The sequence below is a fragment of the Exiguobacterium sp. EA-TM-5 genome (genome assembly GCF_053878415.1).
In genome coordinates this window covers 1,043,306-1,068,166 of record NZ_CM132670.1, presented here as the reverse complement: position 1 = coordinate 1,068,166, position 24,861 = coordinate 1,043,306, and the positions used below count along the sequence as shown (strand labels likewise).

The following is a 24,861-nucleotide window of genomic DNA, read 5'->3' as shown; positions in this document are numbered from 1 at the left end:
AAAAAAGATGTTAAGTTCCTGTGAACTTCAACGTTTTTTATTACCATATGTTCCTTTTCGCCACAATTTCTCCATGGGACCTTGTGGATGATGCTGGAGATATCTGTTCGAAGTAACCCCTTGTGTAATCAAAAGCAGGAATACAAGTAACAGTCCTTGCCATAACGGCGTCGTTCCATGTTGTCCACTGAAGAAGATGAACACAGTAAAGACGAGCGTATGCATCAAATAATTCGTCAATGCCATCCGTCCGAGTCCAGCAAACCATTGCATACGCCCAGCACGAACGAGTAACGCGACGGCACACGCATAGGTGATCGCAAGTGTGCGTCCGGAAAGCCAGACGTAAAATAGATTGATCGATCCGTCTGGTACGTCAGCATGCGCTTGAATGATTCCTGCGAACGATGGAAGTGTCAGCACTAAACTGATTCCAAGCGTCCACCATAGGAAACGATTCGTTGGGGGTGCTGCACTAAAGCGTTCCATTAAATAAGCTCCAATCAAAAACAACGATAGAATCTCTGGCCAAATGACACCTGAATTCATAAGGGCTTCCGGTAATTGAACCGTCACGTGATGAGACAAAAATCCGAGAATATCGCGCGACGTTACGAAAGACTGGAGTGTCTTATCTAGCTCGACGACGGGCGCATCACCGAATTGACGAGCCCCCAAAAAAATAAGTAAGTAGAGCAGAACAGCATAGATTTGAAATGCTACCGCAAACAACAATTTCGTAATCGGTTTTGCTTTTACGAATAATAACAAGATAAAACCAGTGAACGCGTACGTATGTAAAATGTCACCCTGCCAAATGCATAAGTGTACTAGTCCAATGACAAGGAGAATCCCAAGCCGTCGCGCAAAAATCGTCTTTGGTAATCCTTTTTGCTGCAAACGCTGGATGAACAGATAAAAACCCGCTCCAAACAAGACACTAAACAGCGTATAGAATTTCGTCTGGATGAACAGATCAAACACTAAACGAATCGCTTGATCGACATTCCCCATCATTGCATTCGGTCGATCGCCAAGAAAACTCGGCATGTTGACAAATAAAATGCCACACAAAGCAAATCCCCTCAACACATCCAAGTACTGAATGCGTTCATTCTTATTGATTTCTTGCATTTTCTCATCTCCCTTAAAAAAAGACCGCACATTGAGATGAGCGATCTTTTTAAATCATTTAGTTGTAAGACGTTCTAATAGTTTGAGAATCGGTCGATATTTATCCCCTAGCAATCCTAACGATTCGACTAAAATATCAAGTACGATCAATAGAATGACGAGTGAAATGAACGCACCGAGAGAGTTCGTTTGTGAAAAAAGGATCGCCGTCATTCCGAACACACCACAAAGTCCGTAGATGACTAAAACGGCTTGTCTCATCGTAAATCCTAAATCAAGTAGACGATGATGCAAATGCTCTTTATCGGGTGCGAACGGTGGTCTCCCTTGTAACATACGACGCAAAATAGCGAACAGCGTATCTGAAATTGGGATCCCGAGCAAAATGACCGGTACAGCAAGTGAGAATAAAGTTACATTTTTGAATCCAAGCAGGGAAAGTACGGCCAACATATATCCAAGATATAGCGAACCCGTGTCTCCCATGAAAATCTTTGCCGGATAAAAATTATGAAACAAGAAACCGAGCGTACTCATCAGCAAGAGAATCGCAACGATCGTCACGTAGACGTTCCCTTGAATCACAGCCAAACTAATTAGCGTCAACAAGACGATACTCGATACGCCAGCAGCTAGTCCGTCTAAACCATCAATCAAATTGACGGCATTCGTGATACCGATGACCCACAAGAAGGTCAATGGAACACTCCACCAGCCGAGATACAGCTGTTGATCAAACGGCAAATTGATGAATTCGATTCGAATCCCACCATTTAAAACGATGACTGCCGCTACGATTTGTCCCATTAACTTCAGCCTAGCATTCAGTTGAAAACGATCATCCAACATACCGGTCATGATGATCACGAAACTACCGACTAATATATGAGTCGCATATGGACTCGATGGTTGTAAGATAAAGTATCCGATCATGAATGAGATGTATATCGCAAGTCCACCTAAACGTGGCATGATTCGAACATGTACTTTTCGTGCATCCGGACTATCCACCGCGCCCACTGCAATGGCAAAACGTTTGACAACGGGGGTAATCAGCAATGCAGCGATGAAACAGACAATGGACGCCGTCCATAACATAATAACATCACGCTCCTGCGCGAATTATACCACATTCTTCTTCCAAAAATCGTTCGTTCCCATTCTGTAAACAAAAAGCATTGACTTACGCTTGTGCGACTCGGAATTGTAGAACTTCTTGGTCTTGCCACTCCGTCGCGTCTAGGACGACTTTGATTGCACGTGTCGTTTTAGCTTCAATAGGAGACGTTAACGCTACCTGTAACGTCTGCAAGACTTGCTCTCCGTTTGTGAGTTGTAACGGTAGCGTTCCGAGTTGAATCGTCTGGTCGTATCCATTGCGAATCAAAAACAATCCTGTCATCTTATTTTCTGTTTTATCGTTCCAGACATTCATGACATTGACTTCCTCATTCTTCAACGTCGGGGTGGAATAGAACATCTGACGTACACGTCGCGCTTCCGTATCAAGGAAGTCTGTTGAAACCTCGAGGTCATGCGTCTCTTCTAAACTAAATAAGAGGCGAATGTTTTCCGGAAAGCTTTCTTCTTCTGTTAAGAACAATTCTTCCTCGGAAAAATCTAGCCAACATGGCATACTACTCATCGGTACGAACTCCGGAATATCTTCCGTCGTCAGGACTTTTCTGCCAATCAGACGATTGGCTTCGTCCAACACGAGTAAAGGAAGACCGTCTATATGAAAACTGTTTTCTAATGTGTTCCGAAATAAGGCGACGATAGAAATCGGCGAAGATGATAGGTCGACTTGAAGTGCTTCGACGGATAATTGATTTAACTCCAAGTCCGGCAATTGATTGGCATGATAACGGAAAAGGTATTCATCTTCCTTCTCGATCAACATATCTTCCGTAAAGATCAATCGCGGCTTGTACAACCCTGTGTTTTCTGGTGCCTCTGCTTCTAAAATGATTTGTTTTCTCCGATTAAACATCTAACTCCATCTCCTCGATTTCTTCATCTAGCATGATATATTCAGACAGTCGTTGTAATACATAGGCGACAGGATACTCGATTTCAGCAATCGTGTAGTTGAAGATTTCAAAGCCTTCTTTTTCATACATCCGAACCGGCTGTTCCTGACCGTAACTCCGAAGATGAATGCCTTCTTTTAACGTATTCATCGTCGTCAAATGTTCCGTCCAGTGTTCTTCAATGGACGCTAGTAGCTGATCTCGGATCAACTCGTCTATCGCAGGATTCTTTAGTTCTTCCATCAATTGTTCACGACGAGCGGAGACAATGTTGACATAATATGCTTTGACCTCTTCCGGTTGTTCTAACTCCTCCGGAAGCGGCACTTCGTCGTGTAATAATTCATTCATCGCAAATTGGAACTCTTCCTTTGGCCATTCTTCAGGTACAAGTTCTGCAGAAAGGTAACGATCTACGATACGTTCGACCGTCCGCTCGACCATCGGTAACACCATATCTTGAATGTCCTCTGCATCTAGCACTTGGTTACGGATTGCATAAATGACGAGGCGGTGCTGATGAAGGACGTCATCTAGCTTAACAAGTTCCTCTCGAATCGAGTAACCCGTCCCCTCGCATGTTTCTTGAGCGTAACTCAATAACGCTTGCGCTTCTTTTAACGTAACGGGTTCATGCTGACTAGTCTTTACTTTTTTCAAGACTTTCTCGAGTCGATCCTTTGCAAAGCGTCGAACAAGGTCATCTTCGAGTGATACGATGAACTGACTTTTACCCGGATCTCCTTGACGTCCTGAACGTCCTCTTAGCTGGTTATCGATCCGAACGGACTCATGACGTTCTGTACCGATGACGAATAATCCACCTGCTTCTTTCGCAATCTCATCCAATGTAATATCTGTTCCACGACCTGCCATGTTCGTCGCAATCGTGATGCGTCCATGTCGACCTGCATCCCGGATGATATCTGTCTCTTGATCGACCGTCTTTGCATTCAGGATTTGATACGATAACTGATGCGTATCTAAAGCTTCAGCTACAGCAAATGACTGTTCAATGGACGTCGTTCCGATCAATACGGGTTGCTGTCTTGCATGAGCTTCTTTTGTCGCACGTGCCACAGCCTCATATTTTTCCTCTTTTGTCGCATAAATGATGTCAGAAGAATCTTCTCGGAGTTTTGGACGATTGGTCGGGACTTGTACGACATCCATTCCGTAAGTTTTTAGAAGCTCTTGTCTTGAAGTTTGAGCAGTACCTGTCATACCCGAAACGAGTTCGTACATCCGGAAATAATGTTGGATCGTGACTTGAGCCGTCGTTTTATTTTCTTCCGTGATGGCGATGCCTTCTTTTGCTTCGATGGCTTGATGGAGCCCATCCGACAAACTTCGTCCTTCCATGATACGTCCTGTAAATAAATCAACTAGCTCGATTTTTCCATCTTTTACGATGTAATCAACGTCTCGTTTCATGACGATATGGGCACGCAATGCTTGAACCATGTAATGATAAAGCACCTGATGCTCAGCTGCGAAGAGATTATCGATCGCAAAGTTCTCTTCGATGATTGCAATCCCTTTATCCGTCAGCGAGACCGCTTTGATTTCTTCATCGAATTCGTATGCGTCTGTAGGGAATTTTGATACGATCAGCTTCGCGACGGTTTGTAGCCCTTCATGCACCGAACCCTTTCCTGCCATGATGAGTGGTGTTTTCGCTTCGTCGATTAAAATACTATCGACTTCATCGATGATGGCAAAATGATGTTTTCGTTGCACACGGTCTTCTTTCCGATTGACGAGATGATCGCGCAAGTAGTCGAACCCAAATTCTGTACCAACTCCATACGTGATATCTGCGCCATAGGCAGCACGTTTTTCGTCAGGCGAAAGATCGGGAACGTTTAGTCCGACTGTCAGACCAAGAAAACGATGGATTTCTCCGATCTGATCCACATCTCGTCGAGCCAAGTAGTCGTTGACGGTGATGACGTGAACCCCTCTACCGCTTAATGCTTTTGTAAAACTCGGCAGTGACGCAACTAACGTTTTTCCTTCACCCGTCGCCATTTCCGCGATATGACCGTCTAGTAAAGCAAGACCGCCGATCAATTGAACATCATAATGCCGCATCCCTAATGTACGAACACTTGCCTCTCGGACAAGAGCAAATGCTTCCGTCTTCAGTTGATCAATCGTCTCACCAGCTTCGATGCGTTCTTTCAGGTGGATCGTTTGACTTTTTAATTCATCATCCGTCATCGCTTGATAGCGACTTTCTAACGTATTGATTTCTTTTACGATTTTCATATAGTTCTTCAGTCGCTTAGACTGTTCGTTGAATGTATTTTTTACGAGTTGAAGCACTGTTTTTCTCCTCTCCCCACGTCCACGTGACGTCAGGTCCGACAATTTTTTCATCTACGCATACATTATATCAGTTAAAAAATGGAACAGAAGAGATAAAACCCATTTTTAAGAAAATCATTTACTTATTTTAAAAATAAATCTTTATTTTGGAATTCATTCAACAAAAAAAACGCCTTTCTTTAAAAAAGAAACGACGTTTTTTGAAAAAACTACATAAAAATCGGAACTTCTGCCGATGAATCATATGTATAGATTCCACGACCCACTTTTTGAATCGCCGGATTTGCCTGTTCGACTTTTGCCATGAGTTGATAAATGTTACTGATTTGATGACGATAACGAAGTTCGAGTTCCATCTGAATATCTCGTGCAGACATTGATTCGCGTTCGCGCATCAAATCACTGATTTGGTGTACGTAAACTTCTAGTGGGTACCGCTGATTCACTCTTCGTTGTTTAAGTGGACGTTCTAGCGCAACAGAAACTTCCTGTGCATGATCCTGATTCGTTCGACTTAACTCAGCTACTAAGTACTCTGCTCTTCGTTGAAGACGGCGATATTCTTCTTCGATTTCCATCAGCTCTCTGTAAATATGTTCGTTCGGATCCATAATATTTACCTTCTTTCTTGTATTGATGACACAATAATATTTCAATTATGTTTCAATTGTATGTTTTTTGAAATAATATTACCATTTATTTACCTTTTTGTTATATGATTTCTATGTTATTTTAATTTTTTTGTAATATTGGCAATTTTTTATGTGTTGCTGATTTCCATTTTTATCTTAACAGAAAGGAGCTAACCTAGAACATAAAATTATTGTTTTTAATATATAATTTTAAATCTTTCTTCATTTTGTCATTTTTATATCCTGTTTTACAATACTAAATTTAAAAGGAGAGCACACTATGCCTACTAAAACTTCCGTCATCATCGCAAGTATTGCTTCGGCCGTACTTTTCACGGTAGCCGCCCCAACACCCGAGGCATCTGCTGCTTCTATCGCGAAAGCTACTTATCAAACAACAGATGCATTGAACCTTCGCTCCTCTGCTACTACTTCCTCTAAGAAATTGTTGACGATTCCTAAAGGGAAGTCAGTTGTTTCTTCGTATAAAACAGGAAACTGGTACAAAGTCTCTTACAGTTCTAAAACAGGTTACGTCTCAGGAAGCTACTTGAAAAAGAAAGCGGCCGTCAAGGCTAGTACTGTTGGTACATCATTTACCAAAACGAACTATACAACATCGGATTCGTTGAGCTTACGCAAATCTGATTCTGCTACTTCGACTAAATTATTGACGATTCCTAAAGGAACAACACTTTCCTCTTCATACAAAAAGGGAAGCTGGTACAAAGTTTCTTACAAATCTAAAACAGGCTATGTTGCTGGCTCTTACTTGAAAAAGAAAGCGGCCGTCTCAACAAGTTCTGTCGGTACGACATTTGCGAAAACGAACTACATTACGTTGGATGCATTGAATTTACGCACATCGAATTCTGCTACCTCAGCTAAACTGTTAACGATTCCTAAAGGAAAGATCGTTACCTCTTCGTACCGAAAAGATAACTGGTACCAAGTGTCTTACGGTAGTAAAAAAGGATATGTCTCAGGAAGTTACTTAAAGAAAACGACATCTTCTTCCGCTTCTTTACCACCTGTCGGATCTGCAGCTGATTATTCAGGTACGACGATGTATGTTCTCGTTCCTTTTAATGATTCCTTGACATTACGGTCTGGTGCAAGTTCAATCAGTCCTTCTATCGGTACACTGCCACGTGGTTCAGTTGTCACGGTAACGAATGCTTTACATAAGACAAAAGGATTCGTCGCTGTCAAAACATCTGATGGACGTTATGGATATGTCGAAGCGACGTATCTCTCGCTCTTCCAGCCTTCTATGTCTTCTCGTCCACTCGTCGTCTTAGACCCAGGTCATGGTGGTCATGATGTCGGTGCCGCACGATACGGTATTTATGAACGTGATATCGTCATGTCAGTAGCTAAACTCGTAGCCGAACGACTTTCCAAAACAGTCGACGTGAAGTTGACACGTTACACGAATGATTACTACCCTTCTTTAACGGATCGTAGCGTCATCTCAAATGCCCATAAGACAAACATCTTCGTCAGTATTCATATTAATGCTGCGTCTTCAACAAGTGCTTATGGCGCTGAAAACTTCTATTACAGAGGCAACGCATCTGTTGCTTTATCACGAAATCTTCAAAACAATCTCGTTAACTCGATTGGATTACGTGACCGTGGTATTAAATTCGGTAACCTTGCTGTCCTTCGTGGTACGAATGCACCCGCTACGTTAACGGAACTTGGATTCCTATCTAACGCCAATGACCGGGCGAAACTCGTTTCTCCTTCTTATCAGCAACGATATGCGGATGCAGTAGCAAACGCGATTCTTTCTTCCCTTTAACCAAAAAATAACGCTCAGCCGTATGATGCGGCTGAGCGTTATTTTTTTGAAAAAGAAGAGATTCAGGGAAATCACTTCTTTTTCTTACACATAAAAGAAAAGAAAAGAGAGGTTGATCGAGATTCAGTCATCAGGGAATGAATCAATCTCAGTTAGCGACTAGCGAGTATTTGCTCAAGGGAAAGCAAATCTGTCGAATCGACACGATAGTCTGCCTCATGGAGCGCCGATTCCGGTCCTACGCCGACGGCATACATACCGGCAGCATGGATGGCAGTGATGCCCGCTGTCGCATCTTCTACACCGATGCAACGACTCGGCTCGACGTCGAGTGCTTCCGCAGCACGGAGAAACACTTCAGGGTGTGGTTTCGATTGTGCAACGGTTGCAGCATCTACGATGTCATCAAAATAATGTCGAACCTTTAATGCCTCGACGACCATCAGCGCATTTTTAGAAGCGGACGCCATCCCGATTTTCAGCCCAGCGCTTCGGATTTCATCGAGGAATGCAGTGATTCCAGGAAGAAGATCCTGTTCAGAGATATGCTGGATCAATGTGACGTAGTGTTCGTTCTTCTTCGCAGCGAGCGCTAGCTTCTCATCCTCCGAAAAAGCATCCTGTTTTCCACCGAGCGCAAGGATACGCTCGAGTGAATCCATTCGGCTAACACCTTTTAATGTCTCATTAAATTCCCGGTCGAACGGGATATTTAGATCCTCTCCTAATTGTTTCCACGCTAAGTAGTGATACTCTGCTGTATCCGTGATTACGCCGTCTAAATCAAAAATGACCGCTTCGATCGTTGGTGCCATCCGACATCCATCCTTTCATACATCGTCCATGAAAGGCAAGAAATCGAATGACACGTTGTGCAAACGATTGCACTTGCCTCACGAATAATTTTACTAATTCTCTCATCTCTTTGCAAGCGTTATCAAATGTTTTACTTAAAAAGAAAAACACCTTGCGATTTCAGCAAAGTGTTTTTCGTACTGTTATCCTTTTAAGAGACCAATCACTCGGACGTTGATTGCTTTCGGCTGGAACGCTAACATGTTCTCCATGTCTTGTGCAATCCGCTCCTGCACTTTCCCCGCCGTCTTGATGATCGACATCCCGTACTTGATATGAACAGACAAACTGACTGTAATCTCGCCGCCGACATCTTCGACCTTCACGAGTTTAACCATCTGTTTCTCTTGCAGTTTTGAATCGTCTGCTGTGAAGGCGATCCCTTCCGTTTCTTGAACGGCTACGCCTGCGATGACCTCGATGACTTGTTGCGAGACGTTCACAACACCGTCTGCGTTATTTAAATTATATGACATTCCTTCCACGCCCTTCGTCTTGTAATCCATCTACCTTAAAGTGTAAAGCATTCCGTCTTATTTTGAAAGGTCTTCCCGCTTCTCAACGATTGGACGAATATCAATCTCAATCAAAGGACGGAGGACACGGACGACGAGCGGGTGTATGATGATACCGACGATCAACAAGGCAACACCGATCATGATTAGCAACGCTAGCCACGGTTGCGGTACGAACGCATCCGTCACATACTGGCGCCACGCCATGACAAAGAAGACGTGGAGCAAATAGACGTAGAGGCTGAGTTCTCCAGCGCGCGTGATGAGCGGTAAGCGGCGCATCGGAATCAACATCATGAACCCAAGAGAAGCCGCAATCGATAAGAAATAGATGACGCTGTGTTTGATGACACCTAACCAGGCATCACTATCGTATTGTTCGACATATGGGAAACGATGCTTAAACGCATTCGCGAAGTCGACGATTTCCTGCGGTGTATCGCGCCACGCTTCAAATAATAAGAAGCCCATGACGGCTGCGAAAGTGATACCGCCGATTAGGCGGACGTTCATACGTCGCTTAAAGTTTTTCGGCATTTCAAAGATCCGGATGAATTCGTGTTCTGATAAATAGTTACCGAGTAAGAAGTACGGATAGAACATAATCAACTTACGAAGTGCTAAGAACCCTGTATTCTCAAGCTCAAAACCATACAGCAGAGCAAACGCGAGACCGAACCAGACGTAGCCGCGTAAATGAACGACGTAAGGTGTCACGATATACCAAACGACCATGACGAACAAATACCAAAGTGCCCAGTAGGGACGTAATAAATGTGTTCCAATATTTTCTCCTGAGAAAATCGGATTTCCTTCTCCCAACGTCGCCCAAGATCCGATTAAGATTTGCCAGACACAATATACCGCAAAGAGCTGGATGACACGTAAATACTTGTTTTCGCGGAAGAAATAACCGCTTAAAATAATGAATAATGGCATATGAAACGAATAAATCAATAGATAGACCGTTTCGAGTAATTTTCCATCATAATCAAACCGTAAATCCGTCAGCATGTGACCAATGACGACGAAAATGACAAGAAAACCTTTAATATTATCAAACCACGGATTCCGATTCATGTTACACTACCCCTTATACTCCCTCGAAAGGAACGAATGTTTATGAAAAAGACACTCCTGATTCTATCTGTCGTCGTAAACGTCGTTCTCCTTGCATTGTTACTGGGACGTAAACCGCTCGAAATGTTCGAAAGCGTCTTACCTGCAACGAGTACGACTCCAATCACGACCTTCCAATACGATAAGAATCCGAACTATGTCCGTTTGAATAGTCTATTCCATACTTATCAATACCCAAAATCGGCAAACGCTGTCATGTTAGGTGACTCGATGACGAATTTTGCAGATTGGCGGATTTTGATGAAAGATCCTACAATCGTTAACTTCGGTATTCCAGGTGATACGACCGAAGGATTTTTGACACGTCTCGACCTCATCATTGAGATGAAACCAAAGCGTGTTTTCTTGATGGGTGGCATCAATGATATCCGTCACTTCACTCCAATTCCTCAGATTACGGAGAACATGACGACGATCGTGACGACACTTCGAAAAAATAACATCGATGTCGTCATTCAGTCAACCGTTCCTGTGGCACCGAAATATTCGGATTCCGTCCGAATCAACCGAGATGTCGAAGCATTGAATCGAAATTTACAAAATCTTGCTCAGTCAATTGATGTACCGTTCGTCGATTTAAGACCTGTTTTGACAAACAAACAAGGGTATCTTCAAAATCGACTGACGTATGATGGTCTTCATCTTGTCGGTGGTGGGTATCTTCGCTGGAACGATGCGTTAAAGCCATATGCAACGAAGTCCAATCTGACTGCGACAAAATAATCCATATTAAAAAGTGGCTCACTCTCATCGTTAGAGTAAGCCACTTTTTTTCTTGATTAATCTTCTTGGTTTTTAACACCCATATACGCTGCGACGCTCGATGCTGAAAAAACAGCAACGGCAACGATTCCGACAGCAATCCAGACAACTTGATCCATCATGACGTGATATCCCCCTTTTATGTAACCGCTCACTTCTACATTTAGCGTACACGAATTTCGTCAAGAAAGAAACACATTTTCCGTGTCTAATGACTAGACGATTCGGGAAAAGTTAACTATAGTAGAAGGACAACTACAAATTGTCAGAAAATTCGATTATTTAACAAGGAGGTGTTTCTGATGGCCACTTCATTGATTACGCCGAAAGTAACATTACGACATCGAAGTACGCTTAACTTTGGATATTGGCTTGTCATAGGATGCATAGGATGGGTAATGCTTGCTCTCGTCACGGATGTTGGCACCGTTCTTGGACGTCTTCCTTTATATGAAAGCATTCCCCTCGCCATCCTTGTACTTGGGCTTACAGGTGTCGTACTGAAAATGGCACGTGACGAGTGGTGGATTCATTATCTTGAACGTCAGACCCAGTATTACATCGGACACGAGACCGTTACGGGTTGGTGTACGACGATTGATAGCATGTGGTTGATTCGCAAGACGATGCGTCGTGAACTTCGTCTGCTCTATCGACAACTTGCCCAGACGAAAGCATCGGAAGAAGTGAAACAAACGCTCGCCCTCCAACTTGTCGAGCGCGGTGTGCTGATTGTCTATTCTCGCCCAAAAAGTGATCACCCTGCTTGAAACGAAAAGAGGACTGCCCCATCGCCTTCTATAAGAGAAGCAGATGGGACAGCCCTTTTTTAGTGTTTTAACCAACCCGTTGCTGCTTCAATCGTTGGCATGACGAGTTGATGACCATAATTCGACCACGTGACGTCGACTGATGCACCGGCCTCCGTCAAGAGTGCTGACAACTCTTCCGTTTCCTGAGCCGGACAAATCGGATCATTGCTGCCAGCACCGATGAAGACACGAACGTTCGATAAGTTAGGTAACGCCACTCCGCGACGCGGTACCATCGGATGAAGTAGAATTGCTTGTTTAAAGAGCGCTTCTTCAAACATCATATTCGCCGCAATATTTGCTCCGTTCGAATAGCCGACCGGGATCAGACGATCGATGGCAAAATCACGTTCTGTTGCTTGCTCGCGTAAAAATTGAATCAATCGTGCTGTTCGTAAAGCGAGGTCTTCTTCATCGAAGACACCTTCAGCGAGTCGTTTGAAGAAACGTGGCATTCCGTTTTCCGAGACTTCCCCGCGAACGGACAAGTAACCTGCTTCTGGGTTTAACAAAGAGACAAGTCCAACAAGATCTTGTTCCGTCCCTCCTGTTCCGTGTAATAATAAAAAAATTGGTGCGTCTGCTGTTTTTGGTGCTTGATATAAATGAATCATACGAGTCTCCCCTTCGGTACAGTAATAGGTGTTACATGATTCGTGATCGCTGTGCGATGGTCTTCGAATTGTTCCGGTAGCTTCAAGTCTTCTCCGAGCGTCTCGAAGTTTTCATCGATCGCGAATCCTGGATTGTCGGTCGCGATCTCATGGAGAATTCGTCCGCGATCATGGAAATAAATCGAAGTGAAATAATTACGATCCTTTACTTCGGTCGTCATCAAACCAAATGCGTTAATCTCTTTCATCCAGTCCAGTTGCTCGCGTTGATCGGTCGCCCGCCACGCGATGTGGTGAACAGTCCCGGTCCCCGGACGCCCAGCTGGAATATGATCGTGGACGACGTCGACGACATTTCCGAACTCACCCTCTGCGATGTAACGATCGACGGTTTCCGTCCGTTTGCTAAGCGTCAGTCCGAATGTGTCTGTCAGTAACTTCGCTGTATCCACCGGATCTCGTGACAGTAACGTCGCTCCCGCAAATCCTTTGATTGCGACGTCTCGCGTGATGCCATCGATTTCATAACGACTATTTGGTCCCGCCTCGCGTTCGACGAGTTCAATCTGAAGACCGTGTGGATCTTCAAAGGCAATTTGTTGCTCTTCGAACCGAACCGTTTCTTCAAACGAGACATTTTTTTCTACGAGTCGCGCTTTCCAGAAATCCGCTGCACCGATTGGAATCGCATAAGCCGTCGTTCCGACTTGCCCGGCACCGACTTGTCCTTTCGGCATACCTTCAAACGGAAAGAAGGTAATGATTGTTCCTGGCGCTCCCGACTCGTTTCCGAAGTAGAAGTGGTACGTTCCTGGATCATCGAAGTTGACTGTTTTTTTGACGAATCGTAGCCCGAGAATCGTTCCGTAAAAATCGAGATTTTCTTGTGGATCTCCGACCATCGCAGAGATGTGATGGATGCCTTGTGTTTTCATCTGACGCGTTCCTCCTTTAAGATCGTCTTGTTAACACAATAATAGTAACTAATGTACAAAAAGTAAACCAATAAGCCTTTCATCGTTCTTTTCTGGAACCTTTACCCAATTTAGAGCGTAGGATACTAGGTAACAATGTTACACTTGTCGTGCAACAGACGTCTTTAAAGGAGGTTCACATGTTAGAAATCAAACAAATCACGAAGCGTTTCGGCGATTTTACGGCCGTAGATGCTCTGACGATCGAGGTGCCACGCGGGCAAATCTTTGGTTTGCTTGGTGCGAACGGTGCTGGGAAGACAACAACCTTCCGGATGCTACTCGGTCTACTCCAACCGACCGAAGGGTCGATCACCTGGAACGGAGAGCGCATCCCGACTTCAAAAATCGGATACCTTCCAGAAGAGCGGGGACTCTATCCAAAAGTCCGTGTCGACGAACAATTGCTATTCCTCGCAGAACTCCGCGATATGAAACGGAAAGATGCGAAACTAGCATTAACGGAATGGCTCGAATACTTCCAAATTCCACAGTATGAAAAAATGCGCGTCGAACAACTCTCGAAAGGCAATCAACAAAAGATCCAGTTGATTTCTGCCGTCCTACATAAGCCAGAACTTTTGATTTTAGATGAACCGTTCAGCGGACTCGATCCGGTCAACGCGGAACAATTGAAACGTGCTGTCAAAAAGTTGACCGTCGATGGAACGACGATCGTCTTCTCAAGTCACCGAATGGACCACGTCGAAGAACTCTGCGAACACGTCGCGATTCTCGATCATGGAAAACCCGTCGTTGCCGGCTATCTCCCTGACATCAAAGCAAGTTACGGAAAAACACGTGTCCTCTTGACGACAGATGCTCCACCACTCCTCTGGGATAGCTTGCCAGGTGTCCTCCAAGTCGAGTCAGATAACAACGGTCACGTCGTCCAAGTCTCTTCGAAAGAGACAGCTGATCAACTTCTCCAACACATCGTCAGCCAAGGACATCACGTCGATCGATTCGTCTGGGATCAGCTATCGCTACAGGATATCTTCATCGAGGAGGTCGGAAAACGCTATGAACCGTAAATTCCTGACTTTATATCGCTTCAATTTACTCCAAAAATTGCGTGCTAAAAGCTTTTTGATTTCGACAGTCCTGATGGTTCTGTTTCTCGTCGGCTTTGGTAATATCGAGCGGATTCTCGACTGGTTTTCGGGTGACGATCCGAAAGTTGCTCTCGTCAGTGAATTATCGATGGACCTTCGTCCTGCCTTGAAGAAGGCTGGTGTCACTTCAGATATCACGACGAAGAACTATACGGTCGCTGAAGCACGAAAAGCAGTCGATCGCGGTACATTTGATGCCGTAGCAATCGTTCAGGATTCCTATGACGTGACACTCGTCAGTGCTAGTCCTGAATCTGAATTACAAACACAGGTCGCAACGGTCGTCAAACAAGTCCGTGATCAAGCCGTCATCACGGACGCTGAAATCGATCCGAACGTCCTTGCTTCACTCGCTAAACCTGTTCCTGTCAAACAAGAGTTGACGTCGACAGGTGGAAAAAGTGAGGATGAACTCTTTGCTGCTTCTGCTCTTGTCTACGTGTTGTTGTTCTTGATGTATTTCACGATTGCCATCTACGGCGGTATGATCGTCACAGAAATCGCGAATGAAAAATCATCCCGTGTCATGGAGTTGTTGATTTCAGCAGCAAGTCCAATCCAACATATGCTCGCGAAGATTCTCTCGATCGCAACGGTCAGTCTCGTGCAGTTATCGATTCTCGTTGGCGTCGGATACTACAGTGCCCAAAGTAGTAGCTTATTTGATCAGTTATCACTCGATTCCTTAAGTGCACGGACGATCATTTATCTGTTCGTCTTCTTCTTGCTCGGATACTTCCTATATGCCACGTTACTCGCAGCACTCGGTTCACTCGTCAGCCGCGTCGAAGATGCACAACAAGTCACGTTACCGGTCATCTTATTGATCGTCGCTGCCTTCATGATCTCGATGTTTAGTCTGAATGCTCCAACGAACCAAGCCGTCGTCGTCTTATCGTTCGTTCCGTTCTTTACACCGATGGTCATGTTCCTACGTGTCATGTTAACCGATGTACCAGTATGGCAAGTTTCGATTTCGCTCATCTTGATGCTAATCAGTATCACACTTGCCCTGTTCGTCGGAACGAAATTCTATCGGGGTGGCGTTTTATTCTATGGATCGAACCCACTCAAACAACTCCGTCGAATCTTAAGCGGTCGCCGGTAACAGTTTACAAGACGAATCGTTTCCGCTATCGTTAGGTGAGAAAAAGTCCTGAGGAGGAACTACGTTATGCGGTCTCGTTTTTGGGCAGCAATTCTTTTCACAGCTGCTGCCATGGTCTCGTCTCTTGTCATGTTCACGAAATTTCCGCAGGCGAGTGCAACATGGGAACTCGTCCTTGCTTACGGTGGTATGACATTCGTCGCCAGTCTCTTTTGCTGGTCCTTCGTTGCGGTCCGCCGCCAGTCTTCCCGTTTATACGGTAGCTGGATTGGTGTCTTCATCGCTGGGCTGACTGTCCTGCTCGTCTGCATCGCTCGCTTCGTCTTGCGCGGTGATATGATGATGATTTTCAAATGGCAAGCGATGCTTGGTAGCTTGACCCTCAATTTCGGCTATGTCGGTTGGGTACTTGTCATTGCAAATGCGATCATCGGATTCATCATTGGTCGGACACGTATTAAAAATCCACGTTTACGTCAAATGTCACAACATAATACGCGTTAAAAAAAGTCGCTGTCTTCTGAACGTCAATCAGAAGACAGCGACTTTTTATTTTCGGTGATAGCGGGACCGACTTTTTCGATCACTGTAATCAGCGTAATACGTTGAACGAGCTAACGATACACCTTCTGTCATCCGGTCAAGATACTCGTCGAGTTGCATCATGGATGGCAGTTTATCCTCAAACAGTTCATACGTCTCTTCTGCTTGATCCCGTTGTAACTCTCCTGCCTCCATCACAGCTTCGACCAGTTCGTGAAAGATGCGCTGTTCCGTAGCACTCATTGTCTGTTCAATTCGTTTGACGTCTTCATCATACATTAAATCAAACAGACGCATTCGCTCTTCCAGCTGTTCTTCGACCCACGTCCCGTCCTGTCCGAGTGTCTGTTCATAAGCAAGTTTCATCTCTTCGAGCGGCGTTTTCTGTTGCATGATGAATTTCAACGATTCTCCTGTCCAAATATGACGAGCCAAATAACTTGGATCGATGTTCAGAGCATCAGCCAGTGCCTCGATGTATGGTTTTGTTGGATAGACTTCGCTGAGTTCCGTCCGACGAATGAAATACGGTGCGACGCCGAGTCGTTCCGCCAGCTGTTCGATCGAAATACCGGAACGCTCCCGTAGAATACGAATCCGGTCACCGTAACCCCGATATGGTGAGTGGTCTAGCATACGTTTCCCTCCCTTGTTCCTATGGTATCATCATACCCTTGAATTCGGTGTTGGATACATCGAACTTTCGGATGATTTCCGGAAGAGATGGCGCGGGTAGCGTAGCCAAATTGGTAAGACACTCAAAAAGTATCCGAAGGTCACGATACTGATCCAAAAAACGGCAAGATTAAGAAAAGGTTCCATCTCTAGTCCGGCTTGTGTCACGACGACTTGGAATAGCAAAAAGGCATGAAAGACGGAAATCAGATACGGAATGAGCAAGACAGCCCCATACTTCATTAATAAGTAGCGGCGGATGTTACTGGAACCAAATCCTAGTGCGAATAATGTCTTCATTCGTTTTTGTTCTTGTTCCGCTGTCATTTGCATCCACACATGCAAAAAACTCGCATTGATGACGAACAACCAGATGGTGAGGAGAATGACAACAAACGTGACGAGGCGTACGATTCGAATGCCATCAATTTCATCTTCCGTCTCATTGATCAGCTGATACGGAACTGGCTGCTTCTCATCCAGCTTTGCTGCTGATTGGATGTTTCGGACGATCTTCATCCATTGTTTCCAATCTTTCGTTCCATAATCGTGATAGGCTGGTGTATCGAATACGACGATTTGACGAACAGGTTGTTTGAGTGTTTGAAAAGCGGCATCACTGACGACGAATATTGTCTCGATCTGATAGTTGTAGCCGAATACTAAATCATGGGAAGCCGGCGGTAGCAGTTCAAAATCATCTTGTTTCATTGCCTGTTCTGCCTTTTTCATCGTCGGTGTTTTCTCTTCGAGTTGTACCGGACGTGCCGGAACGAAGAAACTCTGTCGTCCCTTGACCGTTCGTTCCTGTAGTTGTAGCTGACGCATCATTTTATTGTAAGCAGAGATTGGCAAAAAGATACGTGTCTTTTCCGCCTTCACTTCAATATCCTGCTGATAGCGATTCGGAAAAGATTCCGTCATCGTCTGTTTGATGTCCTTCAGTCGTTTCGTCGGCTGCGCCGATTCTTCATAATAGACAAGACCAAACTGATTTTGGGACGACAAGTCGAGTCCGATTAATTGAAATAAGAAAACGAGTCCGACAGCTGTTAACGCACACGATGTCAAAATCGTTCCAAGGGCAATCAATGTACTATTCGTCCGTAACTGATTCGCAATCTCCGAAACAATTAGCTTTCGAAGTGACAACCGGCACGGGCGATACAATTTAATTAACCATGGCAAGATATATCGACAGATAAAGAAAGAGCCGATGAAGATGACGAGCGGGAAAAACATATAAAATCCATACGTTCGAACGAACGCAAGGACATATCCGTAAATCAAAAGCAGTAAAGCGGCGACTTGTGTCAAAATCCAAATCCTTCTTCGAAAAAGCGAACGCGAACGGACTGGTCGATCTGGACGAAAGCGGTAGATGGCCAGAACGGTGGCAATCAGTAAAACAAGGAAGGCTCCACCAATCAAGGCGAGAATCGCATAAAACGATAGTTCAAACTCGATCGGCGGCAAGAACATGATTTTGACAACAGATAATAACAACATCTTCGTCAAGACATTTCCAAGTACCATCCCCGCTGTGATGGCTAGACCACCAACGATCAAGACCTCAATTAAAAAATATTTCAGGAAGTGTGACAATCCACTACCGAGTGTCCGCATCGTCCGGAGATCATTCTTGCGATGCTCAAGCATCGTATACGTCGTCGAGTAGATGAACAGGATACTAAAGAATAAGATGATCAGTTCCGCGATGAATACGAATAATATCGTCATCTCGATGACTTGGTTCAATTGACTGAGTATCTTCGCAACGTTTTGAAACGATCCGTTCGTCAACAAGTTCCAATAACTCGTGACGATCGTCATCGCGATAATAATCGTCAAAGCATACCCATAGTACAATCGCTGGTAGCGTCGGATGTTACGTAGGGCGTATTGCAGATAATTGATGCTCATCCCCTCCTAACAGCGATAGTGATTCAATGACGCGTTGGAAAAAGACACGACGTGGCTCATCGCGGAATAACTCGGTTTGCACACTACCGTCTTTTAAGAATAGGACATGATTACAATACGAGGCGACTTGCGGATCATGCGTCACGATCACCATCGTCATCCCCGTCGCGTTTAGCTCAGCTAACACATCCATGACATGTTTCGTCGCTTGGAAATCAAGCGCTCCCGTCGGTTCATCTGCGAGCATCAGACGAGGTGTATGAATCAAGGCGCGACCGATCGCCGTCCGTTGTCGTTGTCCGCCACTGACTTCATCGACCTGCTTATCGAGCAGATCATCAATTTGTAAGCGCCGTGCCAATTCCTCCATCTCTTCGCGTGCAAGTTTTGCTTTCTTCCCAGACAACATCAATGGAACAAGCATATTCTCACCAAGCGTCAAGGAGTCGAGTAAATTAAATTCCTGAAAGATGATCCCAAGCGTCTCGCGTCGAAAACGCGTCATCTCTTTTCGCTTGAATGTCGCCGTATCGACACCATCAATCAGAATCGATCCCCAGCTTGGCTCATCAAGTGTCGCAAGCAAGTTGATTAGTGTCGATTTGCCACTACCGGATGGACCCATGACCGCGACCATCTCGCCTTCTTCGACTCGAAAATTCACATCCGTCAGCGGTTGCTCCGTCACCTTTCCGGGATACACCTTCCCCAATTGTTTGACCTCAATCATGTGTGCGACCTCCTACTAATCGAATCCGGCATGTCGTGCCGACACCTTCCTCACTTTCAAGTTCAATCTCGTGCCCAAGCTTCAAGCAGACTTGCTGTACGAAATACAATCCCATCCCGGTCGATTCGCCGTAACGTCGTCCGTTCTCACCAGTAAAGAACGCATTGAAAACGCGTGGTACGTCTCGTTTAGGGATACCGACGCCGTCATCCCGAATCGAAAGAACGACTTGTCCTTTTATCTCTTCTGCTGTCAGGACGACTTCTCGTCCGTGTCCCGTCGTATACTTAATCGCGTTCGTCAAGAGTTGTAAGACGAGGAAACGAAACCACTTTGCATCCGTATAGACATACACATCCTCTGCGATGTCGAGTTTCGGAAAGACCTGATTTTTAACGAACAATCGCTTTTCCTGATTGATGATGCTCGTGATGAGCGGCTTTAATGACAATTGCTCTGCCTTCAAGTCCGTCTCGATCGCTTCTAAACGCGACGAATAGAGCATCTGATCGAGTCCACTGCGCAACCGATCGACCTCTTGCCGTAAATCCGCTTGATAGTTCTCCCCAGGATGTTCGAGGATCAGCTCGATGACGGATAAGGGCGTCTTCATCTGATGAATCCATTGATCCACATACCGATGCCGCTCCTTTTCCTTGCGGCGCTCAGCGAACAAACTGTTCCGGAACAGTGTCTGTTGTCGCTCTAAAAATTGTTCAACCGCAACGGAAATCGGTTCTTCGCTATCACTGCGAATCGGTTCTGCGACCGACTGAACCGGCTGTTGCATCCGTCGCAGCAGCGGCAGCATGCTGAAGAAACGATAGCTGAGATAAATCAACAGACCGATACTGTTCAAGAGCACGATATAGAAGAAGGCTGCCGGACGATACAGATCATAGAGCCATAAGACGGCATATAAAATCAACATCTGTCCGGTAAAGAAGATGATGCCTGGTATCGCGTGCCGTAAAAAGAGCTTCATTGCTCAAGAACCAGTTTGTAGCCGACACCTCGCACCGTCTCGAGACCCCCGACACCAATCTCAGCGAGTCGTTTGCGGACGCGCGTGATATTGACGTTCAATGTATTCTCATCGACGAATGCCTCATCATCCCAAATCCGTTCGAGTAAATCTCCCCGACTGACGATCCGTGGACTTGCCGTCAACAACATCTCAAGAATCAATCCTTCTTTTTTCGACAGTTCGATCGATTGTTCTCCGTACTCGACGATATAACGGTCTAAGTATAGTGTGACGCCCGCTTTCGTCACTGTCCGCTCGTCCGTCTCATTCGATAAGGTACCATATGCCCGGCGAATCTGACTTTTAATTTTCGCAATGACGACTGCACCTTGGAACGGTTTGACAATATAGTCATCGGCACCATATTCGAGCGCCATAACTTGATCCATCTCCCCGACCCGTGCCGAGATGAACAGAATGGGTGCTCGTGTCTTCATCCGCAATTGTCGGCACCAATAGAAGCCGTCAAACTTCGGTAAGTTGACGTCTAGTAGAATGACGTCTGGATTCGCCTCCTCATACGTCGCCACGACGTCCCCTCGTCCATCTTCAACGACCACTCTAAAATCGTAACGTTCAAGTAGTTCCTTCAATAATGTAGCAATTTTCATATCATCTTCGACTAATAAAATCGTATGCATCGTTCATATCAACTCCTTCTCCCCTTATCATAACGAACTCAAAAAGGACTGGAAACGATTATTCCGTTTCCAGTTCTTTGAAGTATCTAGTTGGTTACGTGACGATACGGCGGTAAGCACGAACAGTCACGATGTAATAGATGAAATAGACGATCGTATAACAGATGATCGCAAGCAACGTCGGACGGACGATATTGTAGTTCAACAGTTTCTGCAAGACTTGCATCGCAACTACACTATGAACGAGTCCGAGGACGTACGGTAAAGAGAAGACGAATCCAACGAGACGACGGATGATACCGGTCTGTTCCTTCTCATCCACACCGATTTTCTGGATGATTGCAAACCGTTGTTTCGATTCTTCGGCTTCTGCGAGCATCTTGAAGTAGATGATCGAACCGGTTGCAAGCAAGAAGACAAGACCAAGGAAACCGGCAGCGAACGCGAGTAAGCCAGTCGTCGCTGTCGTCATCGTATAGACAGGATAATACGCTGCCATCTCCGTATCCGCTTGTTTTCCATAAAGTTGCGTCAACTGTTTCATCAGTCCATCGTCATGACGTTCGTCTGAGAACTGATAATTTGTCAGCGTAAAGCCTTTTTCCGGCATCTTCGCAAAGACATCATCGTTCACGACGAAGGCAAGTCGCTGTTTCTCATAAAGTTGAGCGATCGGTAAATCTGTCGTAGCGGTGATGCGAAAGGACTCATGAACATCCTTAATTTCAACACCAATCGGTGATTTGACCTTCATCTTCAATAAGTCATTTCCTTTGAATGTCTCAAGGACGATAGCTTCGCCTTGTTTTGGCTCTGCGATGACTGATTTCCCATTGGCTTTTGCGAGCTTCACGTAATCCGAGTAATTGACGTAGCTAAATTGTCCTGACTGATCTTCATAGGCATACGTCTGATAATAGCGTGTAAACATCAGCGGATTCGGAAGTTCCATCTGTTGATCGACGTTCTTGACGTTGACCATCGTCCGACTTTCAATCTTTTGATCGGACTTGGCAATCAGTTTTTCCGCTTCTGCTTGTTTACTCGCAATCGACAGACTATATGGCATTTGTTCCTCAACAGTCTGATCGATGAAGTAATAGATCGACGTCGCCGTGCCAACTGTCGTCAATGTCACAGCGGTAATGACCGTGATCGTTGACAGCATGACGGCATTCGATTTGATCCGTGACAAGAGTTGCCCATGTAAAATTAAGTTCGTTCCTTTGAAATGTCGTGCTTGATTACTTAAGAGACGTAATAAGAAAATCGTGAAGTAACTCATCGTCCCAAATGTTCCGAGAATGACACAGAGCATCAAGAGCGGTGCAACGATCGTGAAGTGATCCATCAATGGTTGCCCTGTCAAATAGTATCCGACGCCGATCAATCCAACGGATAGCACCGCAAGAATCGGATGCACTTTCGGGAGTGATTCTGCTTGTTGCTCTGCCTTAAACAGTTCAATCAATGTAAAACGATAAATCGTCCGTGCTGAACGTAAGGCGATGATTAGGAAAATCAACAAGAAGACGCCAATCGTCTGACCAACGGAAGCAAAACTGATCGTAAACGTCGCGTCAACTTGCATCACCATGACAGAAGCCAGCAACTGAACGAAATATTTTGAAGCAACCGTCCCGATTGCGATTCCGAGAATCAGACCAATCAGACCGTACCCCATCGTTTCAAGGAAGATTAAGCGCGCAATCTGTCCTCGTTCTAGACCGAGCAACGCATACAGTCCAATTTCTTTCTTCCGGCGACGTAAGAAAAAGTCACTCGAATACCAGATGAAGATAGCAGAGAAGAGTGCGAGGATGACGCTTGCTCCCGTAAAGACCGTTCCTAGTTTTCCGTACATTTCGTTCGCCTGAAGCATTGCTTCATTGGATCGAATGGCAAGGAACGTGTAATAAATGAGAATCGCGAACGTGACTGCACCGAGATACATTACGTTTTGACGAATATTCTTTAGATTTTGAAACGCTAGTTTAGACAAGCTCACGGACGGCACCCCCGAGTTCACGTTGGACTTCCATGATTTGTTCGAAGAATTCCTTCTGCGAACCGAAACGATGGACTTCCTTGAACAGCTCCCCGTCTTTGACGAATAGAATCCGTTCCGCATAAGACGCTGTCATCGGATCGTGCGTTACCATCAAGATCGTTGCGCCTTCGTTGTTTAGCGCCTGCATCGCTTCAAGTAATCCTGTCGCAGACTTCGAGTCAAGCGCACCGGTCGGTTCATCCGCTAAGATAAGTGACGGATCATGAATGATCGCTCGGGCAGCAGCCGTCCGTTGTTTTTGTCCGCCTGATAGTTCGACAGGTCGTTTATCGAGTAAGTCGTTAATACCTAGCTGACGCGCGACACGCTCCACTCGCTCGAGAATCATTTTTTTATCGACGTTCGCGAGTGATAAGGGTAATGCGATATTCTCTCGGACCGTCATCGTATCGAGTAAATTGAAGTCCTGGAAGATGAAGCCAAGTTGTTCCCGGCGGAAACGTGCCAATTGTTTTTCCTTCATCGCCGTCACGTCTGCCCCATTGATTAAAATCGATCCGTCTGTCGGCTGATCGATCGTCGATAGTAAGTTGAGTAACGTCGATTTCCCAGCACCAGACGGTCCCATGATGCTGACGAACTCTCCTTCATGGACACTGAGCGTCGTCGGACGTAACGCTTCATGCCGCGCTGTTTTCGTTTGATAGGTTTTTGAGATTTGATTTGCTTGTAAGATTGCTTTCATTTGTAATGCCTCCTGTGTTTGATTCGTTACACTCAGTCTAGTACGAGTGCTCGTTTCTCAAAATGGACTTTACTTTCACTTCTCTTACAAAACGGTAAGACAAGGGAGGAGACAACAAAAAAAAGCCTCCATCCGAAAGGGATGGAGACTAGTCGTATCTTATTTATGTGTTGCTTTGAAGAGCTCTGTGTCTCCTGCAACAACAGAAGTTCCTTCAGCTGGTACAGCTGAAAGTGTGAATTGATCGTGGTTCGTTACGATGATCGGTGTGATCGTCGATGGTGCGTTCGCACGGATGTAGTCAAGATCGAACTCGACAAGGACATCTCCTGCTTTGACTTTATCACCTGACTGGACGTGAGCTGTGAAGCCTTCGCCTTTGAGGTTGACTGTGTCAAGACCAACGTGAATCAACAGTTCAAGACCATCTTCACCTTTTAAACCGATTGCATGTTTTGTTGGGAAGATCGTTTCGACCGTCGCGTTGATTGGCGAGACGACTTTACCTTCTGTTGGTTCGATCGCGACACCGTCGCCCATCATTTTTTGAGAGAAAACTTGATCGGGTACGTTCTCGATGTTGACGATTTTACCTGTAAGTGCAGAAGCGATTTTCGCGTTTCCTGCGTCGTTACCACCAAACAATTTTTTTAAGAATCCCATGATACTATCCCTCTACTTTCTCGATCGTTATTCTTCCAAGTGGAAGTTTCGATTTTTTATAGGAGTAAGCT

Annotated in this window: 24 protein-coding genes; 6 read left to right on the top strand and 18 right to left on the bottom strand. The window is 45.2% G+C overall.

Annotation, left to right across the window (positions count from 1 at the left end):
• Positions 1-27: 27 nt before the first annotated feature.
• From ACV3PA_RS05480 to ACV3PA_RS05460, 5 genes are all read right to left on the bottom strand, one after another.
• Positions 28-1,134 (bottom strand): DUF418 domain-containing protein, encoded by a 1,107-nt coding sequence (locus ACV3PA_RS05480; RefSeq protein ID WP_456125804.1) that lies wholly within the window; start codon positions 1,132-1,134, stop codon positions 28-30.
• Between the two features lie 54 nt (positions 1,135-1,188).
• Positions 1,189-2,232, bottom strand: coding sequence for a glycosyltransferase family 4 protein (locus ACV3PA_RS05475; RefSeq protein ID WP_053454229.1), 1,044 nt, complete (start codon positions 2,230-2,232; stop codon positions 1,189-1,191).
• 85 nt (positions 2,233-2,317) lie between these two features.
• The gene (locus ACV3PA_RS05470; RefSeq protein WP_456125803.1) at positions 2,318-3,127 is read right to left on the bottom strand and encodes an SLAP domain-containing protein; all 810 of its coding nucleotides are present in this window, start codon (positions 3,125-3,127) and stop codon (positions 2,318-2,320) included.
• Entirely contained in the window at positions 3,120-5,495 is a 2,376-nt protein-coding gene (secA2, locus tag ACV3PA_RS05465) for an accessory Sec system translocase SecA2 (RefSeq protein ID WP_456125802.1), read from the bottom strand. Before secA2 ends, ACV3PA_RS05470 begins: the two co-directional genes overlap by 8 nt.
• A gap of 212 nt (positions 5,496-5,707) precedes the next feature.
• Entirely contained in the window at positions 5,708-6,109 is a 402-nt protein-coding gene (locus ACV3PA_RS05460; protein WP_023469307.1) for a Rok-like winged helix domain-containing protein, read from the bottom strand.
• 301 nt (positions 6,110-6,410) lie between these two features.
• On the opposite strand from ACV3PA_RS05460, the gene ACV3PA_RS05455 reads away from it, so the two are divergent.
• Positions 6,411-7,937, top strand: a complete 1,527-nt coding sequence (locus tag ACV3PA_RS05455) for an N-acetylmuramoyl-L-alanine amidase family protein (protein WP_456125801.1) — start codon at positions 6,411-6,413, stop codon at positions 7,935-7,937.
• Positions 7,938-8,089: 152 nt separating this feature from the next.
• On the opposite strand, the gene pgmB is transcribed toward ACV3PA_RS05455, so the two are convergent.
• The 3 genes from pgmB to ACV3PA_RS05440 form a co-directional block, all read right to left on the bottom strand.
• A complete protein-coding gene (pgmB, locus tag ACV3PA_RS05450) occupies positions 8,090-8,752 on the bottom strand; it encodes a beta-phosphoglucomutase (protein ID WP_053454233.1) in 663 nt (220 codons plus the stop codon).
• Positions 8,753-8,935: 183 nt separating this feature from the next.
• Positions 8,936-9,268: an Asp23/Gls24 family envelope stress response protein gene (locus ACV3PA_RS05445; RefSeq protein WP_235504910.1), complete on the bottom strand. Its 333-nt coding sequence runs from the start codon at positions 9,266-9,268 to the stop codon at positions 8,936-8,938.
• Positions 9,269-9,325: 57 nt separating this feature from the next.
• Positions 9,326-10,387: an acyltransferase family protein gene (locus tag ACV3PA_RS05440; RefSeq protein WP_053454235.1), complete on the bottom strand. Its 1,062-nt coding sequence runs from the start codon at positions 10,385-10,387 to the stop codon at positions 9,326-9,328.
• Between the two features lie 42 nt (positions 10,388-10,429).
• On the opposite strand from ACV3PA_RS05440, the gene ACV3PA_RS05435 reads away from it, so the two are divergent.
• Positions 10,430-11,170 (top strand): SGNH/GDSL hydrolase family protein, encoded by a 741-nt coding sequence (locus tag ACV3PA_RS05435; RefSeq protein WP_053454236.1) that lies wholly within the window; start codon positions 10,430-10,432, stop codon positions 11,168-11,170.
• A 341-nt stretch (positions 11,171-11,511) separates the two neighbouring features.
• On the top strand, positions 11,512-11,979 hold the full coding sequence (locus ACV3PA_RS05430) for a hypothetical protein (RefSeq protein ID WP_053454237.1): 468 nt from the start codon (positions 11,512-11,514) through the stop codon (positions 11,977-11,979).
• A 59-nt stretch (positions 11,980-12,038) separates the two neighbouring features.
• On the opposite strand, the gene ACV3PA_RS05425 is transcribed toward ACV3PA_RS05430, so the two are convergent.
• Both ACV3PA_RS05425 and ACV3PA_RS05420 read right to left on the bottom strand, forming a co-directional pair.
• Complete coding sequence (locus ACV3PA_RS05425) at positions 12,039-12,635, bottom strand: alpha/beta hydrolase (RefSeq protein ID WP_053454238.1); 597 nt, start codon at positions 12,633-12,635, stop codon at positions 12,039-12,041.
• Positions 12,632-13,570, bottom strand: coding sequence for a VOC family protein (locus ACV3PA_RS05420; protein ID WP_456125800.1), 939 nt, complete (start codon positions 13,568-13,570; stop codon positions 12,632-12,634). The genes ACV3PA_RS05425 and ACV3PA_RS05420 overlap by 4 nt, the downstream gene beginning before the upstream one ends.
• A gap of 179 nt (positions 13,571-13,749) precedes the next feature.
• Here ACV3PA_RS05420 and ACV3PA_RS05415 point away from each other — a divergent pair, with 179 nt between their 5' ends.
• The 3 genes from ACV3PA_RS05415 (at position 13,750) to ACV3PA_RS05405 (ending at position 16,336) form a co-directional block, all read left to right on the top strand.
• Positions 13,750-14,643 (top strand): ABC transporter ATP-binding protein, encoded by an 894-nt coding sequence (locus ACV3PA_RS05415; protein ID WP_053454240.1) that lies wholly within the window; start codon positions 13,750-13,752, stop codon positions 14,641-14,643.
• Complete coding sequence (locus tag ACV3PA_RS05410; RefSeq protein ID WP_456125799.1) at positions 14,633-15,832, top strand: ABC transporter permease; 1,200 nt, start codon at positions 14,633-14,635, stop codon at positions 15,830-15,832. Before ACV3PA_RS05415 ends, ACV3PA_RS05410 begins: the two co-directional genes overlap by 11 nt.
• Before the next feature lie 66 nt (positions 15,833-15,898).
• Positions 15,899-16,336 carry a hypothetical protein gene (locus tag ACV3PA_RS05405; protein ID WP_053454242.1) on the top strand — a complete coding sequence of 146 codons (438 nt, stop codon included), beginning with the start codon at positions 15,899-15,901 and terminating at the stop codon, positions 16,334-16,336.
• 45 nt (positions 16,337-16,381) lie between these two features.
• On the opposite strand, the gene ACV3PA_RS05400 is transcribed toward ACV3PA_RS05405, so the two are convergent.
• The 8 genes from ACV3PA_RS05400 to ACV3PA_RS05365 form a co-directional block, all read right to left on the bottom strand.
• Positions 16,382-17,011, bottom strand: coding sequence for a helix-turn-helix domain-containing protein (locus tag ACV3PA_RS05400; protein ID WP_053454243.1), 630 nt, complete (start codon positions 17,009-17,011; stop codon positions 16,382-16,384).
• 30 nt (positions 17,012-17,041) lie between these two features.
• Positions 17,042-18,973, bottom strand: coding sequence for an ABC transporter permease (locus tag ACV3PA_RS05395; protein ID WP_456125798.1), 1,932 nt, complete (start codon positions 18,971-18,973; stop codon positions 17,042-17,044).
• Entirely contained in the window at positions 18,939-19,703 is a 765-nt protein-coding gene (locus ACV3PA_RS05390; protein ID WP_053454245.1) for an ABC transporter ATP-binding protein, read from the bottom strand. Before ACV3PA_RS05390 ends, ACV3PA_RS05395 begins: the two co-directional genes overlap by 35 nt.
• A complete protein-coding gene (locus ACV3PA_RS05385; protein ID WP_456125797.1) occupies positions 19,696-20,688 on the bottom strand; it encodes a sensor histidine kinase in 993 nt (330 codons plus the stop codon). The genes ACV3PA_RS05390 and ACV3PA_RS05385 overlap by 8 nt, the downstream gene beginning before the upstream one ends.
• Positions 20,685-21,371, bottom strand: coding sequence for a response regulator transcription factor (locus ACV3PA_RS05380; RefSeq protein ID WP_456125796.1), 687 nt, complete (start codon positions 21,369-21,371; stop codon positions 20,685-20,687). Before ACV3PA_RS05380 ends, ACV3PA_RS05385 begins: the two co-directional genes overlap by 4 nt.
• Positions 21,372-21,465: 94 nt before the next feature.
• Positions 21,466-23,379 carry an ABC transporter permease gene (locus ACV3PA_RS05375; protein ID WP_456125795.1) on the bottom strand — a complete coding sequence of 638 codons (1,914 nt, stop codon included), beginning with the start codon at positions 23,377-23,379 and terminating at the stop codon, positions 21,466-21,468.
• A complete protein-coding gene (locus ACV3PA_RS05370; RefSeq protein WP_456125794.1) occupies positions 23,366-24,127 on the bottom strand; it encodes an ABC transporter ATP-binding protein in 762 nt (253 codons plus the stop codon). Before ACV3PA_RS05370 ends, ACV3PA_RS05375 begins: the two co-directional genes overlap by 14 nt.
• A 159-nt stretch (positions 24,128-24,286) precedes the next feature.
• A complete protein-coding gene (locus ACV3PA_RS05365; RefSeq protein ID WP_035396161.1) occupies positions 24,287-24,790 on the bottom strand; it encodes a PTS sugar transporter subunit IIA in 504 nt (167 codons plus the stop codon).
• Positions 24,791-24,861: the final 71 nt, after the last annotated feature.

What these genes read in the sequence shown, in the direction of transcription:
- ACV3PA_RS05405 (WP_053454242.1), top strand. Translation starts at nt 15,899, where the DNA reads ATGCGGTCTCGTTTTTGGGCAGCAATTCTTTTCACAGCTGCTGCCATG.
- ACV3PA_RS05470 (WP_456125803.1), bottom strand. Translation starts at nt 3,127, where the DNA reads ATGTTTAATCGGAGAAAACAAATCATTTTAGAAGCAGAGGCACCAGAA.
- ACV3PA_RS05440 (WP_053454235.1), bottom strand. Translation starts at nt 10,387, where the DNA reads ATGAATCGGAATCCGTGGTTTGATAATATTAAAGGTTTTCTTGTCATT.
- ACV3PA_RS05400 (WP_053454243.1), bottom strand. Translation starts at nt 17,011, where the DNA reads ATGCTAGACCACTCACCATATCGGGGTTACGGTGACCGGATTCGTATT.
- ACV3PA_RS05370 (WP_456125794.1), bottom strand. Translation starts at nt 24,127, where the DNA reads ATGAAAGCAATCTTACAAGCAAATCAAATCTCAAAAACCTATCAAACG.
- ACV3PA_RS05380 (WP_456125796.1), bottom strand. Translation starts at nt 21,371, where the DNA reads ATGCATACGATTTTATTAGTCGAAGATGATATGAAAATTGCTACATTA.
- ACV3PA_RS05430 (WP_053454237.1), top strand. Translation starts at nt 11,512, where the DNA reads ATGGCCACTTCATTGATTACGCCGAAAGTAACATTACGACATCGAAGT.
- ACV3PA_RS05425 (WP_053454238.1), bottom strand. Translation starts at nt 12,635, where the DNA reads ATGATTCATTTATATCAAGCACCAAAAACAGCAGACGCACCAATTTTT.
- ACV3PA_RS05410 (WP_456125799.1), top strand. Translation starts at nt 14,633, where the DNA reads ATGAACCGTAAATTCCTGACTTTATATCGCTTCAATTTACTCCAAAAA.
- ACV3PA_RS05390 (WP_053454245.1), bottom strand. Translation starts at nt 19,703, where the DNA reads ATGATTGAGGTCAAACAATTGGGGAAGGTGTATCCCGGAAAGGTGACG.
- ACV3PA_RS05480 (WP_456125804.1), bottom strand. Translation starts at nt 1,134, where the DNA reads ATGCAAGAAATCAATAAGAATGAACGCATTCAGTACTTGGATGTGTTG.
- ACV3PA_RS05455 (WP_456125801.1), top strand. Translation starts at nt 6,411, where the DNA reads ATGCCTACTAAAACTTCCGTCATCATCGCAAGTATTGCTTCGGCCGTA.
- ACV3PA_RS05415 (WP_053454240.1), top strand. Translation starts at nt 13,750, where the DNA reads ATGTTAGAAATCAAACAAATCACGAAGCGTTTCGGCGATTTTACGGCC.
- ACV3PA_RS05435 (WP_053454236.1), top strand. Translation starts at nt 10,430, where the DNA reads ATGAAAAAGACACTCCTGATTCTATCTGTCGTCGTAAACGTCGTTCTC.
- ACV3PA_RS05365 (WP_035396161.1), bottom strand. Translation starts at nt 24,790, where the DNA reads ATGGGATTCTTAAAAAAATTGTTTGGTGGTAACGACGCAGGAAACGCG.
- pgmB (WP_053454233.1), bottom strand. Translation starts at nt 8,752, where the DNA reads ATGGCACCAACGATCGAAGCGGTCATTTTTGATTTAGACGGCGTAATC.
- ACV3PA_RS05445 (WP_235504910.1), bottom strand. Translation starts at nt 9,268, where the DNA reads ATGTCATATAATTTAAATAACGCAGACGGTGTTGTGAACGTCTCGCAA.
- ACV3PA_RS05420 (WP_456125800.1), bottom strand. Translation starts at nt 13,570, where the DNA reads ATGAAAACACAAGGCATCCATCACATCTCTGCGATGGTCGGAGATCCA.
- ACV3PA_RS05395 (WP_456125798.1), bottom strand. Translation starts at nt 18,973, where the DNA reads ATGAGCATCAATTATCTGCAATACGCCCTACGTAACATCCGACGCTAC.
- ACV3PA_RS05385 (WP_456125797.1), bottom strand. Translation starts at nt 20,688, where the DNA reads ATGAAGCTCTTTTTACGGCACGCGATACCAGGCATCATCTTCTTTACC.
- ACV3PA_RS05460 (WP_023469307.1), bottom strand. Translation starts at nt 6,109, where the DNA reads ATGGATCCGAACGAACATATTTACAGAGAGCTGATGGAAATCGAAGAA.
- ACV3PA_RS05475 (WP_053454229.1), bottom strand. Translation starts at nt 2,232, where the DNA reads ATGTTATGGACGGCGTCCATTGTCTGTTTCATCGCTGCATTGCTGATT.